A 14,683-nucleotide genomic window follows, 5' to 3' on the forward strand; every position below is an offset into this window, starting at 1 on the left:
GTGATGCTGATAATCTTGTTGACTATCAGTCTGACTCCACAAGCACCCACACGAATTGCTTGATTCAGTTGTTAAAGAGCGGTTGGTTAAGATCTTTCGTCTCAACCGAGGCGCGCATTCTACAGCGCCTTTCATCAAACTGCAACCTTAAAAGTTGATGATTTTTCTTAACCAAATCAACAACTTAAACCAGAACCAGCAGCGAACTGCTCGTTAGCGGGAGGCGAATAGTACAGTATTAAAATACGTGGTCAACCCCTGAGTGGAAATTCTTTTTCCACACCAAAGAGGCCAGGTTGCCAGCGCCAGCTTTGGGTCGATAACCGTCTTACATAAGAAGCAGGAAGGTTCAGTCACCCGTGAACAACAGGGGGCCTCCTGATCGGTTACAACGCACCGCATCGGAACGACTAAGCTTTTTCGAATGATCCTCGTCTTTCAAGGGTGACTCCATGAGCAGCGCCCCCCTGTCTGAACTCGATGCCGCCCTACCCGGTCTGGCTCGCAAGATCCGCGTACTGAATGCCCTGTCCTGGCCGGATGGCGTCGAGGAAGTTTTCCTGGCGCATTGGCGTAACGGGAAAGCCGAATTGCCCAGAGTCGAATTGCGCCCCCGCGATCACAGTGCCGACATCGTCGCTCTGGAAGCCTTTATAGGACGCTGCGATCAGGGGCACCCAGCCGGGCACTATCTCGCCATGACAGCACGCAGTTATGCCACGGCCGGACGCATGCTGGGGGCGATTGGCACTCCCGCCTTCACTCAATACTCATCCGCGCTGTACCGACGCCCGGATTTCTATTATCCGAGCCAGAAACTCAGCATGCTGGACGCGGCCAATTTTTTTCTCACCACCACCGACGCCCTATTGGGTGGCGCCCGGATTCCACCGACACAGGCTGAGATACCGGCCGAGGTCTTCGCCGCCTGGATGCAGCCGGAGTTGGACCGTTTCTTCGGCGAGGGCCGGGTCACGGTCGTGCTCGACCCGACGCTAGCTGCCAAGGCCATCGCTGGGGCAAGCCGTATACGCCTGCGTACCGGTGCCCTGTTCTCTGAACTGGACAAGAATCAGTTATTGCAGCATGAGGCCTTCGTGCATGTTGCTACCGCACAAAACGGCGCGCTCCAGCCCAACCTCAAAAGTCTGGGTTTGGGGGCTCCACGCACGACGCAAACCCAGGAAGGCATTGCAACCCTGGCAGAACTGTTCACTGGCAGCATGGACATCAACCGCCTGCGCCGCCTGGCCCTGCGCGTGCTTGCGGTCCAGCAGGCTTTGGACGGCGCTGATTTCATACAGGTATTCGAGGGGTTTCTCGCGGCAGGCCAGTCACAAGAGGAGTCCTTCCGCTCAACCCAGCGGGTCTTCCGTGGCGCCGACCTGCATGGCGGCTCGGCGTTTACCAAGGATGCCGCTTACCTGACGGGTTTGCTGGGCGTCCATACCCTGTTGCGCATCGCGATTCGCGACAATCGACCGGAACTGGTGGGGCATTTGTTTGCCGGACGCCTCAGTCTGGCCGATACCGTACGCCTGGCGCCTCTATTTGAATCTGGCTGGCTCCAGGGCCCCACCCATCTACCGGCCTGGGCCTGCGATTTACGTCTGCTCGCCGCCAACCTGGCCTTCTCTGCTTTTATTGCCCAGATAAAACTGGATGTGCTCGATCTGGAGGTGCTCATGACATTTGCAGACGAACACGAACACGATGCCAGCGCCCAGTGATCATGGGCACCTGCCAATTGACTCGATTGAGTATCACGGAAATATCCTGACCGCAGCCTTTTGTGGCAGGCGGCAATCGGCCAGAAGCGGCCGGTGGTCGTTGCACTTCGCCAGTCGCCGGCGTGTGGCTAAGCTTAATTAATCAGGGTGAATTGAGACCTGAGAGATAGCGGCCATCAGCGAATCTGGACAGGCATCAAGACGGCGCCCCATAGGAGACGACTATGTATGCGGTGATAAGAACCTACTTGGGTACTGGAGCAAAGCAGCTTTTCGAGCTTTTGGAAGAGCGCAAGACTGACGTTGAAGCAACCCTGCGGACAGTACCGGGCCTCGTAAGCTACACGCTGCTGAATACGGGTGATGGTGGTACGTCGGTAACGGTTTGCACGGACAAGGCCGGCAGCGATGCGAGCTTGAAAGTGGCAAGCGAGTGGATCAAGAAAAATGCATCAAGTATCCACGCGTCCCCGCCGATCGTAACGGAAGGTCCGGTCATCGTGCAGATCAAATAACGCGCCCTTGCGATTGATCTCGCGACACGGTCGCTGTCGCAGGTTTTGCATGCTTGCCTGGCGCAAATGTGATCGTCCGCAAACCATCAGATTGGGTTTGATTGCGGTGCAAGCCCGTGTCTCACCCCTAGGCTTCGTGTGCAAACCTCTGCCATCATTCAAGCATTCACAAGCCGAGTAGAAATACATGAATCGTCAGAAGAAAATAAAGCAGCTATTAAAGGCTCACGCCAAAAAGGCCAGTGCCAAGCTGGCACCGCAAAACAAGTCTAAATACATCAGCAAAGCTGACCGATTGAAACTGGCCGCTGAGTCCGCTCAAGACTCAATCACGCCCTCTGAGGGCTGATCCAGCCCCTAACGAACCATCAACGAACTCGCCAACAACGCCTCCAACCCCATCGGCTTCGCAAAATAATAACCCTGAGCCTGCCCTGCGCCCATTTCGCGTAGCAAGACCAGCGTCGCTTCATCCTCGACACCTTCGGCCACAACGCTGAGGTCCAGCGATTCCGCCATCCGCACAATCGCCCGCACGATCGCGCGACTGCGAGGGCTGGTGGTCAGTTCGAGGATGAACGATTTGTCGATCTTCAAACCGCTGAAGCGGTACTGATGCACGTAGCTCAGGGATGAAAACCCGGCACCGAAATCATCAAGCACCACCGACATGCCGTTGTCAGCCAATTGCTGCATGGTCAGTCGGGCAATCGCCGGCTCCGCCACCAGTGCGCCTTCGGTCAACTCCAGGCAGATCCGCGAGGGCTCGACCCCGTATCGCGCCAACAGCGCAAGCACATCATTGGCAAAGTCCGGGCGCGTCATGCTGTAGCTGGAGCAATTGACGTGCACCGCAGGCCAATTGGCGTGTTCGGGTTGTGCGAGGATCGCGGCGATGCTGGTCAGCATGTACAGATCCAGTCGACCAATCAGGCGCAGACCCTCGACATCCGGCAGAAACTCGCCCGGTGCGATCACCCGGCCGCCCGGCTGATGCCAGCGGATCAGTGCTTCAAGGGCCAACAGTTCGCCGCTTTCGACACTGACTATCGGCTGGAAATACGGCAACAGTTCGTCGGTGCGTTTGAGCGCGTTGCGCAAGGCCCCTTCCCGCTCAACCTGGTCCGAGACTTCACGGCGCACTTCCTGATTGAACACTGCGTAGCTGTCGCGCCCGGCACTCTTGACCCGGTACATCGCCGCATCGGCATCGCGCAGCAAGTCGGCGGGTTCCTGATGGAACTGACTGTCGGCGCTGACAATACCGATACTGCAGGACGAAAACACTTCATAGCCATTGATCAGGAACGGCAAGTCAAACGCCACCAGAATCCTTTCGGCGATGTCGATTACCAGCTCCAGCGGCGCCTCGGGAGCCAGCACGGAAAACTCATCGCCCCCCAGGCGCGCGAGCATGTCGCTGTCGCGCAGACAACCGCGCAAACGGTGGGCGGCCTGCATCAACAGCAGGTCGCCAAAATGGTGGCCGAGGCTGTCGTTGACCATCTTGAAACGGTCGAGGTCGATGAACATCACTGCCAGGTGCCCGCCTTCGCTGCCGAACTGCGACCAGGCCAGATTGAGGCGCTGTTGCAGGTAGGTACGATTGGGTAGCCCGGTCAGCGCATCGTGGGAGTTTTCGTGTTGCAACTTGGCATTGGCGTGATCGAGCTCACGGGTGCGGTTCTGCACCCGGGCTTCCAGCTTGAGGTTGGCGGCATGGATCGCTTCGGCGGCCGTGCGGCGCGACAACGCGGTGTCGATGTGCCGGGACACGAACGTCAGCAGTTCCTGGTCACGCAGGGTATAGCGCACTTGCGAGGTATAGCTTTGCACCGCGAGCACGCCACGCACCACATCGCCATCGAACAATGGAATGCCCAGCCAGGAGTAGGATCGGAAGTACGCCTCGGCCAGTTCGATGTCGCCGTGCGCAGACAGTCGCTCAGCTTCGTCGGCGTCAATAAGGCAAGGTCGACGCTGACGGATAACGTACTCGGTCAAGCCCCGGCGCCCTCGCCGTGCCACCGGGCAGGCCGTCTGCCGCTCATCGACATAATACGGAAAGGTCACTTCACTGGTCGCGTCGTCGAACAGCGCAATATAGAAGTTCCGCGCGAACAGCAGATCACCGACGATGCCATGCAAGGTTTGAAACAACTCAGCCATATCGCCAGGCCGGCTGGAGAGTTCAGCAATCTGGAACAGCGCGCTCTGCAGATGTTCGGCGCGCTCTCGCTCTGCCACTTCCTGCCTCAAGGCGTCGTTGAGCGCCGAGAGCTCCAGGGTACGACGCATCACCGTCGCTTCCAGATCCTCGCGGTGCAGAATCCGGTCCAGTGCCATGGCCACATGGCGGGCCACCACCAGAAACAGCGCGCGGTCCTCGGCGCTGTAGGTACGAGAAACGTCGTAGACCTGCATCGCCAGCATGCCAAACACCTCGTCCGAGGCATTTTTCAACGGTGCGCCCATCCAGAATTCGGGACGATCACCCACGCAGTAAAAACGGTCTTCGGCCTGAGCCGCGAGGATGCCGGCGGCGTCGATCAGCAACGGCTGGCCGCTGGTCAATACCTGGCCGGTCAACGAAAGATGCGAAGGGTCAAGGTATTCGTAGTGCGAGGACTCCACGGCATCAACGTCAATGATGTCGACGTAATACGGGTAGTCGATCTTGCCGCTGTGCGGGTCATACAGCGCGAGATAGAAGTTCTCGGCGTCGATCAGGCTCGCCAGTAACTGGTGAACCCCCACCAGGAACACTGACCGGTCGCGGGTCGAACTGGCCAGGTAGGTAATTTCGTACAGCACACGTTGAGTAATCTGCGCGCGGGCCAGGGTATTGGTCTGCACCTCAATGCCCAGGCGCTGTGCAAAACCGGCGAGCGCCGGTTCTTCGGCCTCGGCGATTGGCGCAAGCAGCCAGCCCAGCACACTTTCGCCGCTGCCGGTCGGCCAGCGGTGCAAGTGTCGGGTCTGGCAAAAGGCGTCGAACTGTTCATTTGCAACACTTGACGGCCACTGCGCCTGTGGGTCGCCCTGCCCCACCAAATGCATCTGTTCACCGGCACGGTAAACGACCCACGCGGTGGTGTGCGTCCAGTTGCGCGCCGAGTTCAGTAAGTGTTCGATCGTATTCTCGTTGCCAGCGCAGGTCATGCCGACAGTATCCGAATTCCCTTTAAGCTCAGAGGCGCCACTATCGCAATCGTTCGATTGCCGCGGGAAGTCGGTCAAAGGACGAAAACTCATCAACGCTCCCTGAGCCAGAAACTGGCGATACTCACTTACTGGTTACTAGCAATGCGCCAGTGAGCTTCCCGTTTATAGAGTTTTTATTCAATAGGTTTTTTCGAATTGTGAGTTGCTTCCTCAACAGGTCATTCTGTAAGGGCGCCAACTCGGCAAACGACTGACAAGTGTGCCTCTGCACCCTTATCCAAGTAGTTCCACCAGGAAAAGGAGCGTCCTTATGGAGACCGTCACAATTCGTACCCTGCAAAACACAGATGCTGAGGCATTGCTGACGTTTGAAAGGGACAATCGCGAGTGGTTCGAGCGCCACATTGACGCACGCAATGCTGCTTTCTATTCGGTGCAAGGTGTCACCGAGCACATTGCAGCCTATTTATCTGATTATGCCGCCGGCACCTGGCACCCATTTGTCATCGTAGACGCTGACGGAAAAATAGTGGGCCGGGCGAACCTCAAAGACATCGACACATCCGCGCGGTCGGCAGAAGTCGGTTATCGGATTGCTCAAAGTGCTTGCGCAAAAGGACTGGCAACGCGGGCGGTGAGGCATTTGATCGAGCAAGCGCAGTTGCGTTGGGATCTCAATCAACTGGTTGCCAACGTTTACGTCGACAATATCGGCTCGGCAAAAGTGCTCGAACGCTGTGGCTTCGTGATCGAACAGGCATCTCTGCAAGCAGGGGCAAACCAGAAGTATCGGTTTGGCCTTTCGATTCAGACGAGTGAATGAAGGGTCAATAAGAGCTCCGGAAACGTCTCAAGATTCAGGCCGCAAGGCGAGCTAACGCTCGACCTCGTTGTTTGAGGGTGTACGCGCTCCCCTGTAGGAGCCGGCTTGCTGGCGATGGACTCAAGTACCCCGCGTTTAACCAGCTCTTACGCGTTATCGTTAACGACCATCGCCAGCAAGCCGGCTCCTACAGGTTTTGCGCTTATCCCATATCCAGTTCAGCTAAACGACGTCGAATTTGCGGGAGCTAGTATTTCGCCGTTCTTGTTTCTGTCCCCGGGATTTCGTGTAGAACAAAAAAAGCCCCGCAACCAAATGGGCTGCGGGGTAAAAAATTGGTTGGTTGCGGCCAACCAAAGGAGCTCTGTAGAAAGCGTTACGGGCCGGGGTCAGATACAGTCCTGTGCGGCGCGTTCAAAACTTGAAGGCAGCAGGTTCGAAGCCAGCAAATGCCGCTCGTAGATGAACACCTTGCCGCCATTCCCGGCCTTGTAGGCTTCCAGCACGTTGTCGGCCGAGACTTTGCTCGGCACCACGATCCGGTAGCTGCGTTGGGTTTGCGAGACGGTCGGGTTCAACGCATTGCTCTGCAATTTCGGTACGACGCAATCGGCGTATTGGGCTGGGGTCTTGCTGGTCTGCAAGGTCAGGGTCGGGTCGTTCGGCGCGGAGGCGCAACCGGCGAGCAACAAAGAGCCAATCGCCATGGCGGGTACAAATAAAGAGCGCATCGGTCTTATCCAGAAAATAAAAGCTTCGGTTCATCCAGCAGCGGGACTGCGTTGCTGTGCATGTTCGTTGGAGGTGATTTTCCGCCTAATGCCAACAAAGCAGAACTTGTGTTTCGTAATGGTCACTATTACCTCTAGCAATAGTTGCGCGCCGTGCAGATGGGTACACACTCTGAATCACCACTAAAAAAATTGATGAGGATCTATCCTTGAGAACTTTTGACCTGATCCGCGATGCCGTTTTGCCCGATTTCCGCGACAGGGTGGCCGAGTACCTGATTCAGTACGAAACCGTATTGTTGGGCGAACACACGCCCGACCCGGAACTTGTGCGGGCCACTGCCAATCAGTTGCGCGGTTATTTGCGCGGGTTGAACACCACGCGAGTGCTGGGCATGGCGGACTGGGAGGAACTGGATCGGCGGGTGGTGAATACGTGGCTTTAGTGCCGCACACCTGGACCGGCTGATCGGCCTCCATCGAAAGACTTTCTATACTGCTGTCGAATCCGGAAAGACGCAGGATTTGCCGTCATCGTAATCGTGGTTCTCTCTGGGTAATGTCTCCCGATAGTTCTCAAGCAAAAAAGGAGTTTGCGTCATGACCGACGATCCAAAAGTAAAAGGACCAGCGTCGTACTTTCCCTCTATTGAAAAAAAGTATGGGCAGCCAATCACCCACTGGCTAAACCTGCTCAAGACAGTCAACGGCAAGAAGCATATGGAGATGGTTGCCTTGCTCAAAACTGAACACGGCATGGGCCATGGCCATGCCAACGCGTTGGTTGCGTACTTTTTAGCGAGCACTAAAGCCGACTGACGAGACTGATGTAGCACAGGGCGCTCGATGCACCCGCTTGCGGCTCAAGCCAACCGGGCGCCATACACCTGACTGTTGCTATCAAATCCACCTCCACTGTATCTGCTTCAACCCAATGACTACGGTTAGCCTTGTTTCTCATCCAGGGAAATTTGCGCTATGCCGGACGCCACCAACCTTTACCTGTTCACTGTCGCCGCCCTGCTGTTGCTGATCGTGCCTGGCCCGAACATGGCCATCGTCACCAGCCATGCCGTTGCCCATGGCTGGCGTGCCGGTTTCGCCGCAGCTTTGGGAATAACCCTGGCCGACGTGCTGATGACTGCCATGGTCAGCGCGGGGCTCGGTGCGTTGGTGATGAGTTGGGCGCCGGCATTTGATTTGCTGCGGTGGGCCGGGGCTTGCTATCTGATGTGGCTGGCGTGGAAGGCATTGAGTACTCCACCAGCGGACGCTGAGGCTCAACCTGCATTGGCATCGCGGCGCAAGATCTTCATCCGGGCAACCCTCAACAGCCTGTTGAATCCCAAGGCGCTGTTGTTCTTCATGGTATTCCTGCCGCAATTCGTCACCCTGGGAACCAGCAGCGTCACTGTGCAACTGATGGTATTAGGTGTGTTGCTTGCGCTGATCGCTTTGATCTTTCATTCCCTGCTCAGCGTCTGTGCCGGACAGCTACATGGGCGTCTGCGTGGGGGCAAAATCTCCAGCCGCCTGGGTGCTTATGGCTTCGCTGTCGTAATGACGGCGCTGGCGGTACGTTTGCTGGTGCTGAACCGGACAGCCTGAAGCAGCAGCTTCGAAATCGCTCAATAGACGTCTCTCGTCGAAGCCGCCTTTTACTGCGCCAACCAAAACCTGCACACTTGTCGGCTTTTTTCGCGACAGGAAGTCTCCCCATGCAACGGATTGTCATTCTGGGCAATGCCGGTAGCGGCAAATCTACCCTCGCCCGCGCCCTCGGCAAGCGCCTGAACCTGCCCGTGGTGCACCTCGACACGCTGTTCTAGGAACCCGGCTGGGTCGAACCCGACGCCGAGCAGTTCCGCGCACGGGTCCGCAAAGCGCTCACACCAGAGGCCTGGATTTGTGAAGGCAACTATGCGCGGCGAACCTTCGACCTTCGCCTGCCCCGGACCGACCTGATCATCTGGCTCGATACCTCGCGGCTCACCTGTTTTACCCGGGTGATCAGGCGCAGCGTCATGAACCGCCCTCGCCCTGACCTTGCAGCAGGCTGTACAGAGAAGCTCGACCGGGCGTTCCTGACCTTTCTCAACTTCGTGTGGAATTTTGATCGTGGCTACCGTCCAGGAATCGAGGCGGTGCGCCTGGCCATCGGCCCGCAAATTCCTGTGGTGCACTTGCGCGGTTCCCGGCAGATTCGCGCCTTTCTCGATAGCTTGGCTGCAACGCCTGAAATCTGCCTTGAATAGAGGGTGATTTTCGCTATTCCGGTAGTTGATCCGCGTACGCCCGGCAGGGGCTATGAGAGAAAACCTACGGCGACGAACGACTGGCTGCACAGCCAGTACGTGTCATCCAACGACGAAATGAAAGCGAGTCAGCACGTTTTGTGCGACATCCATCTATCCCCTCTACGACTGAATCTACGATTGAATGGATAATGATGCGGTCATTTGCGCGTGACACACCGCCAGAATTTCATCGGCCAGCGCCGAGTCGTCAGGACAGGCGCGCGATAACATGATCGCACCGACCGCACGCGCCAGCAGGTCGATCATTTTCACCCTCGCCTCCCCCGGCGCCGCATCCGGCCCGGTCGGGTATTTTTCGCCGAGCGTTTGCAGCGTGCGCTCGATGCCTTCAGCGAAAGCCGACTTCAAATCGCCCGACTGACGCGCCGCGTCACCGCACAACGCCGCCATGGTGCAACCCGTGGCGCGCCCGTCGCGATGATCCCTGGACACATACACATCGATGAAATCCTTCACGCTCAATGCTTCGGCGCCGACCAGTGACTGCGCAAGACTGTTGGCCGAGGCTTCGGCCATCAGGTCAGCCTTCGAACCGAAATGTTTGTAGAAACCGCCATGGGTGAAACCGGCGGCGCCCATCAGGTCGGCCACGCCTACACCGTCAAATCCGCGCTCGCGAAACACGACTGAGGCCGTTTTGACGATGTGCTCCCGATTTGCCTGAGCCTGGGCCTTGGACACTCGCATGTTCGATACCTCTCTACCGCTGAAATTCATCGGCCAATGATACATAGATGCCGATCATAATCAAAACCGTTGACAGCTTAGATTTCGATCATCATCCTAATCGCAAGCGATATGACCATTTACCAACGGGCACGGAACAAACACCCATGAGCGACCTGAATCTGTTTACCCCCTACACGCTTGGCGCCCTGACGCTGTCGAACCGCGTGGTTCTCGCTCCACTGACGCGCAATCGCGCGGGCAAAGGCTTTGTGCCGAGTGAGTTTGCTGCTGCCTATTACAGCCAGCGGGCAAGCGCGGGCTTGCTAATTTCCGAAGCCTCGCAGATCTCGCAGCAGGGACAGGGCTATCAGGATACCCCGGGCATTTACACGCAGCCGCAGATAGAGGGATGGCGCAAGGTGACCGATGCCGTGCACGCCAAGGGCGGGAGAATTTTCCTGCAGCTGTGGCATGTGGGCCGTGTTTCCCACGTGGATCTGCAACAGCAAGGCGCGGCGCCGGTAGCCCCTTCAGCTCTTCGTCCCGCGACCAAGGTGTTCGTCAACAATCGCTTCGAGGACGTTTCCGAGCCGCGGGCGCTGGAGGCTGACGAACTGCCAGGCATCGTCAACGATTTCCGCCAAGCGGCGGCAAACGCCATTGTGGCAGGCTTCGACGGCGTGGAAATCCACGGTGCAAACGGCTATTTGCTGGATCAGTTCATCAAGGACGGCGCCAACCTTCGTACTGATGCCTACGGCGGCTCGATCGCAAACCGTGCGCGGCTGCTGTTGGAAGTGACTGCCGCGGTGGCAGCCGAGATTGGTGCTGATCGCACGGGCATTCGCCTTTCGCCTGTCTCGCCGGCCAATGGTGTATCGAGCAGTGATCCACAGGCTCAGTTCGATTACATCGTCGACCAACTCAATGTTCTGGACATCGCTTATCTGCACGTCGTCGAAGGTGCCACCGGCGGGCCACGCGACGTGGCGCCCTTTGATTTCGACGCCTTGCGCCAGCGCTTCAAGAACACTTACATCGCCAACAACGGCTACGACCTGGACCTGGCCACGGCACGCCTTACGCATGACAAGGCCGACCTGATCGCCTTTGGCCGCCCTTTTATCGGCAACCCCGATCTGGTGGAGCGACTCAAGACCGGTGCGCCACTGTCCGCCTTCGACCCCTCCACGCTCTACGGCGGCGGTGCGGCGGGATACATCGACTACCCGACACTTGCCGAATCAAGCGCTGCCGCGAACTAGGCATTGGCTGATCGAGCCTGGTTTTATTTGTGCATCAATCCAATCCATATTCCTGATAAAGAGCTGACATCATGACTACTCGCCCTACCGTTCTCATCACTGGCGCTTCCACCGGCATCGGCGCGGTTTACGCCGAGCGTTTCGCCCAACGCGGGCATGATCTGGTGTTGGTCGCCCGCGACCAATCGCGCCTGGAAACGCTCGCCGCGAAGTTGCGTGGCGAACACAACGTCGCCATTGAAGTGCTTCAGGCCGACCTGACTCAACTCAGCGACCTGCACACCGTCGAAGCGCGCCTGCGGGATGACGCGCGCATCGGCATCCTCGTCAACAATGCCGGCGCCGCACAGTCCGGCAACTTCATCGAGCAAAGCACCGACAGCGTTGCGCAACTGGTAGCCCTCAACACCACCGCGCTGGTGCGGCTCGCCAGCGCCATCGCGCCACGCCTGGCCAAAGCTGGTGAAGGCGCGATCATCAACATCGGTTCGGTTGTGGGTCTGGCGCCTGAGTTCGGCATGTCGGTCTATGGGGCGACCAAGGCGTTTGTGCTGTTCCTTTCCCAAGGCCTGAGCCTGGAACTTTCGCCTCTGGGTGTTTATGTGCAAGCCGTACTGCCCGCCGCCACCCGCACGGAGATTTGGGATCGCGCCGGTATCGACATCAACACCTTGAGCGAAATCATGGAAGTGGGTGATCTGGTCGATGCCGCACTGGTTGGCTTCGACCGTCGCGAGCCGGTGACCATTCCTCCGTTGCATGAAGGCGAGCGCTGGGATGCCCTGCAAACCGCGCGTCAGGGTCTTTTGTCGCAGATCAGGCAATCCGCCGTGGCGCAACGCTATTTGACTCAAGTCTGACCCATGTCGAGCAGGTCCGCCTCGCCCCGCAATCGGACGGAGTAAACATGACCCTTATAGCGACACGTAATCACCCGGGTTCGCAGTCGTCATTTATCAGCGCGGCGAACCAGTCGGTTCTGATTGGCGGGATACCCTTCGCCTATCGTGACCTGGGACCCAGGACGGAGGTCCCGCTGGTCATGCTCAACCATTGGGGGGCAGTGTTGGATAACTTTGACCCCAGGATCATCGACGGCCTGGCACAAAACCGGCGTGTCATCACGACTGATTACCGCGGTATCGGTGGCTCGGGGGGCGCCGCGCCATTGACCGTCGGTGAGATGGCTGACGATGCAATCGGCCTGATTCGTGCGCTGGGTTTTGACAAGGTTGACCTGCTTGGCTTTTCACTCGGCGGCTTCGTCGCTCAAGACATCGCTCTGAAAGCCCCCGAACGAGTGCGCAGATTGATCCTCACCGGAACCGGACCGGCCGGTGGCACAGGCATCGACAGGGTCGGTTCGGTGACCTGGCCATTGATGATCAAAGGTTTGCTGACGCTGCGAGACCCCAAGTTCTACCTGTTCTTTACTACCACGGCCAACGGCCAACGTGCCGCGTCCGAGTATTTGCAACGTTTGAAAGAACGCCAGCAAAACCGGAGCAAAGGCCCGACACCCGGCGCATTTTTGCGGCAGTTCAAAGCCATTACTGCGTGGGGCAAGCAAGCGCCGCAAGATCTCAGTCGCCTGCCGATGCTGACCCTGATAGCCAACGGGGACAACGACATCATGGTGCCCACCGTGAACTCGATTGATCTGGCAAAGCGAATCCCCAACGCGCAACTGATCATTTACCCGGATGCCGGGCACGGCAGCATTTTTCAGCACCATACCGATTTCGTGGCCAAGGCTTTGGCGTTCCTCGACTCCTGACAGCCTGCATATCTAATCGCATCAACGTTGTCGGGGCCGCGCCCCATTCTCATTCCACCAACAAGAGCAGCTGCAACATGAAGGCATTTTTTATCGACCGCTACGGCAAGCAGAACGGAATGATTGGCGAAGTGCCCGACCCTGCCGTCGGTGTGCATGACGTTCTGATCCAGGTGCATGCAACGAGCGTGAACCCGTTGGACTCGAAGATCAAAACGGGGGAATTCAAACTGATCCTGCCCTATACATTTCCATTGGTATTGGGCAATGACCTGGCCGGAGTGGTCGTTCGCACGGGTTCGGCGGTGAAGCGATTCAAGCCAGGAGACGAAGTCTATGCACGTCCTCCCGAGGCACGGATCGGGACGTTTGCTGAACTGATCGCCGTGAACGAAAACGCGCTCGCGCTGAAACCCTCGAATCTCGACATGGCCGAAGCGGCTTCCATCCCCTTGGCCGTCTTGACGGCCTGGCAGGCGCTGATTGAGACCGCCCATGTGAAAAAAGGCCAGAAGGTGTTGATTCATGCCGGATCCGGCGGTGTCGGCACGCTTGCCATCCAGCTCGCCAAACACCTCGGCGCCTTCGTTGCGACCACCACCAGCACGGCGAATGTCGAATGGGTGAAAGCACTCGGGGCGGATGTGGTCATCGATTACAAACATCAGGATTTTGCAAACGAGTTACGCGATTTCGACGTGGTGTTGAACAGCCTCGGCGCCGATGTACTGAAGAAATCGATCAAGGTTCTCAAGCCTGGTGGACAACTCATTTCCCTTTCGGGGCCGCCGACCGCGCAATTTGCCCAAGAGCAAGGCTTGTCCTGGGTGCTGGGGCAAGTCATGCGCCTGCTGAGCAGCGGTATTCGCAGAAAAGCCCGCAAACATGGGGTGAGCTATGTATTTTTGTTTATGCGTGCCAACGGGACACAACTGCAAAAAATCACCTCGCTTATCGAGGCTGGCGTCATCAAACCGGTCATCGATCGTTCCTTCCCTTTTGAATCGACTGCAGAGGCGTTGCGGTACGTCGAGCAGGGCAGATCAAAAGGCAAAGTCACCGTAACAATCAAATAAGCGCACTACAAAAAATGTCAGTAGATAACGTGCATGCCGCCAAGTATCAGACTCCAGCGCCTGAACCAGAGGAGCCGCCACCGCACAACAGACACACACAGGAGCAGTTGCAACCGGAAGTCGCACCTGTAGAAAAGCCTATGATCATTTGGCGTAGCTTGATGCTTGAGCAGTAACGAGTAAGGGGTCATGTCACTCTTCAATTGAAACAATGCTGACTTCGCCACGAGCTCGTGACGAATGGCAAGTTTGCAAAAGCGGACACTCAGAAACTCAACCGCGCACCAGGTAGGATTGGGCCTGCTGCGCTGCTCGGCATTTCCGATACAGGGCCGCTATTGACCTGGCCAATACCCTGAAGCTCCTGCTGCATCGACCGTCGCAACCAGTACTATTTTTTACCCCCCCCAACATCTAAGCATGATCTATTGCTGCACTTCACGCAGAGCAGAAAACGGCCAGAAGCGGGCATGGACAAAGCAAACTTCAAAAAGGGGTCGAACAGTGAGACCGCCGGCTATTTAAACAGCGGCGTCCTAGAACTTTTCCCTATTTACAGGTCTATGTGGACAGGCACATTCGCTCGGTAAGCGCTACCCGCAGGCTTCCCGCAG

14 protein-coding genes and 1 pseudogene are annotated in these 14,683 nt (G+C 57.5%); 12 read left to right on the forward strand and 3 right to left on the reverse strand.

Features of this window, described 5'->3' with window-relative positions:
* Nucleotides 1-452 precede the first annotated feature (452 nt).
* The 3 genes from KGB24_RS16970 to KGB24_RS16980 all read left to right on the forward strand — a co-directional run bounded on the left by KGB24_RS16970 (nt 453) and on the right by KGB24_RS16980 (nt 2,594).
* Entirely contained in the window at nt 453-1,730 is a 1,278-nt protein-coding gene (locus KGB24_RS16970; protein ID WP_223415341.1) for a flavohemoglobin expression-modulating QEGLA motif protein, read from the forward strand.
* 224 nt (nt 1,731-1,954) lie between these two features.
* On the forward strand, nt 1,955-2,245 hold the full coding sequence (locus KGB24_RS16975) for a hypothetical protein (protein ID WP_008035503.1): 291 nt from the start codon (nt 1,955-1,957) through the stop codon (nt 2,243-2,245).
* Nucleotides 2,246-2,432: 187 nt separating this feature from the next.
* Entirely contained in the window at nt 2,433-2,594 is a 162-nt protein-coding gene (locus KGB24_RS16980; RefSeq protein WP_008035506.1) for a DUF2986 domain-containing protein, read from the forward strand.
* 8 nt (nt 2,595-2,602) lie between these two features.
* Here KGB24_RS16980 and KGB24_RS16985 read toward each other — a convergent pair whose 3' ends face one another.
* A complete protein-coding gene (locus KGB24_RS16985) occupies nt 2,603-5,500 on the reverse strand; it encodes an EAL domain-containing protein (protein ID WP_223415342.1) in 2,898 nt (965 codons plus the stop codon).
* A gap of 220 nt (nt 5,501-5,720) precedes the next feature.
* On the opposite strand from KGB24_RS16985, the gene KGB24_RS16990 reads away from it, so the two are divergent.
* Nucleotides 5,721-6,233 carry a GNAT family N-acetyltransferase gene (locus KGB24_RS16990; RefSeq protein WP_223415343.1) on the forward strand — a complete coding sequence of 171 codons (513 nt, stop codon included), beginning with the start codon at nt 5,721-5,723 and terminating at the stop codon, nt 6,231-6,233.
* Between the two features lie 389 nt (nt 6,234-6,622).
* Here the strand turns inward: KGB24_RS16990 and KGB24_RS16995 are convergent, their stop codons facing one another.
* Nucleotides 6,623-6,964, reverse strand: a complete 342-nt coding sequence (locus tag KGB24_RS16995; RefSeq protein ID WP_008035511.1) for a hypothetical protein — start codon at nt 6,962-6,964, stop codon at nt 6,623-6,625.
* Nucleotides 6,965-7,173: 209 nt separating this feature from the next.
* Here KGB24_RS16995 and KGB24_RS17000 point away from each other — a divergent pair, with 209 nt between their 5' ends.
* The 4 genes and pseudogenes from KGB24_RS17000 to KGB24_RS17015 all read left to right on the forward strand — a co-directional run bounded on the left by KGB24_RS17000 (nt 7,174) and on the right by KGB24_RS17015 (nt 9,219).
* Nucleotides 7,174-7,410: a hypothetical protein gene (locus tag KGB24_RS17000; protein ID WP_223415344.1), complete on the forward strand. Its 237-nt coding sequence runs from the start codon at nt 7,174-7,176 to the stop codon at nt 7,408-7,410.
* 154 nt (nt 7,411-7,564) lie between these two features.
* Nucleotides 7,565-7,783 (forward strand): DUF4287 domain-containing protein, encoded by a 219-nt coding sequence (locus KGB24_RS17005; protein ID WP_223415345.1) that lies wholly within the window; start codon nt 7,565-7,567, stop codon nt 7,781-7,783.
* A gap of 159 nt (nt 7,784-7,942) precedes the next feature.
* Nucleotides 7,943-8,572 carry a LysE family translocator gene (locus KGB24_RS17010; RefSeq protein ID WP_223415346.1) on the forward strand — a complete coding sequence of 210 codons (630 nt, stop codon included), beginning with the start codon at nt 7,943-7,945 and terminating at the stop codon, nt 8,570-8,572.
* A gap of 110 nt (nt 8,573-8,682) precedes the next feature.
* Nucleotides 8,683-9,219, forward strand: a pseudogene (locus tag KGB24_RS17015) (AAA family ATPase).
* A gap of 174 nt (nt 9,220-9,393) precedes the next feature.
* Here the strand turns inward: KGB24_RS17015 and KGB24_RS17020 are convergent.
* Complete coding sequence (locus KGB24_RS17020) at nt 9,394-9,969, reverse strand: TetR/AcrR family transcriptional regulator (RefSeq protein ID WP_008035516.1); 576 nt, start codon at nt 9,967-9,969, stop codon at nt 9,394-9,396.
* Between the two features lie 146 nt (nt 9,970-10,115).
* Between KGB24_RS17020 and KGB24_RS17025 the strand changes: the two genes are divergently transcribed.
* From KGB24_RS17025 to KGB24_RS17040, 4 genes are all read left to right on the forward strand, one after another.
* Entirely contained in the window at nt 10,116-11,216 is a 1,101-nt protein-coding gene (locus KGB24_RS17025) for an alkene reductase (RefSeq protein ID WP_223415347.1), read from the forward strand.
* A gap of 71 nt (nt 11,217-11,287) precedes the next feature.
* Complete coding sequence (locus KGB24_RS17030) at nt 11,288-12,076, forward strand: SDR family NAD(P)-dependent oxidoreductase (RefSeq protein ID WP_008035520.1); 789 nt, start codon at nt 11,288-11,290, stop codon at nt 12,074-12,076.
* A 47-nt stretch (nt 12,077-12,123) separates the two neighbouring features.
* Nucleotides 12,124-12,993 carry an alpha/beta fold hydrolase gene (locus KGB24_RS17035; protein WP_223415348.1) on the forward strand — a complete coding sequence of 290 codons (870 nt, stop codon included), beginning with the start codon at nt 12,124-12,126 and terminating at the stop codon, nt 12,991-12,993.
* A gap of 77 nt (nt 12,994-13,070) precedes the next feature.
* Entirely contained in the window at nt 13,071-14,069 is a 999-nt protein-coding gene (locus KGB24_RS17040; RefSeq protein WP_223415349.1) for an NADP-dependent oxidoreductase, read from the forward strand.
* Nucleotides 14,070-14,683: the final 614 nt, after the last annotated feature.

It is taken from the genome of Pseudomonas sp. BF-RE-25, assembly GCF_019956105.1.
GTDB lineage: Bacteria > Pseudomonadota > Gammaproteobacteria > Pseudomonadales > Pseudomonadaceae > Aquipseudomonas > Aquipseudomonas migulae.

Excerpts from the sequence above, each read along its gene's own strand:
- KGB24_RS16970 (WP_223415341.1), top strand. The coding sequence starts at position 453 with ATGAGCAGCGCCCCCCTGTCTGAACTCGATGCCGCCCTACCCGGTCTG.
- KGB24_RS16975 (WP_008035503.1), top strand. The coding sequence starts at position 1,955 with ATGTATGCGGTGATAAGAACCTACTTGGGTACTGGAGCAAAGCAGCTT.
- KGB24_RS16980 (WP_008035506.1), top strand. The coding sequence starts at position 2,433 with ATGAATCGTCAGAAGAAAATAAAGCAGCTATTAAAGGCTCACGCCAAA.
- KGB24_RS16985 (WP_223415342.1), bottom strand. The coding sequence starts at position 5,500 with ATGAGTTTTCGTCCTTTGACCGACTTCCCGCGGCAATCGAACGATTGC.
- KGB24_RS16990 (WP_223415343.1), top strand. The coding sequence starts at position 5,721 with ATGGAGACCGTCACAATTCGTACCCTGCAAAACACAGATGCTGAGGCA.
- KGB24_RS16995 (WP_008035511.1), bottom strand. The coding sequence starts at position 6,964 with ATGCGCTCTTTATTTGTACCCGCCATGGCGATTGGCTCTTTGTTGCTC.
- KGB24_RS17005 (WP_223415345.1), top strand. The coding sequence starts at position 7,565 with ATGACCGACGATCCAAAAGTAAAAGGACCAGCGTCGTACTTTCCCTCT.
- KGB24_RS17010 (WP_223415346.1), top strand. The coding sequence starts at position 7,943 with ATGCCGGACGCCACCAACCTTTACCTGTTCACTGTCGCCGCCCTGCTG.
- KGB24_RS17020 (WP_008035516.1), bottom strand. The coding sequence starts at position 9,969 with ATGCGAGTGTCCAAGGCCCAGGCTCAGGCAAATCGGGAGCACATCGTC.
- KGB24_RS17025 (WP_223415347.1), top strand. The coding sequence starts at position 10,116 with ATGAGCGACCTGAATCTGTTTACCCCCTACACGCTTGGCGCCCTGACG.
- KGB24_RS17030 (WP_008035520.1), top strand. The coding sequence starts at position 11,288 with ATGACTACTCGCCCTACCGTTCTCATCACTGGCGCTTCCACCGGCATC.
- KGB24_RS17035 (WP_223415348.1), top strand. The coding sequence starts at position 12,124 with ATGACCCTTATAGCGACACGTAATCACCCGGGTTCGCAGTCGTCATTT.
- KGB24_RS17040 (WP_223415349.1), top strand. The coding sequence starts at position 13,071 with ATGAAGGCATTTTTTATCGACCGCTACGGCAAGCAGAACGGAATGATT.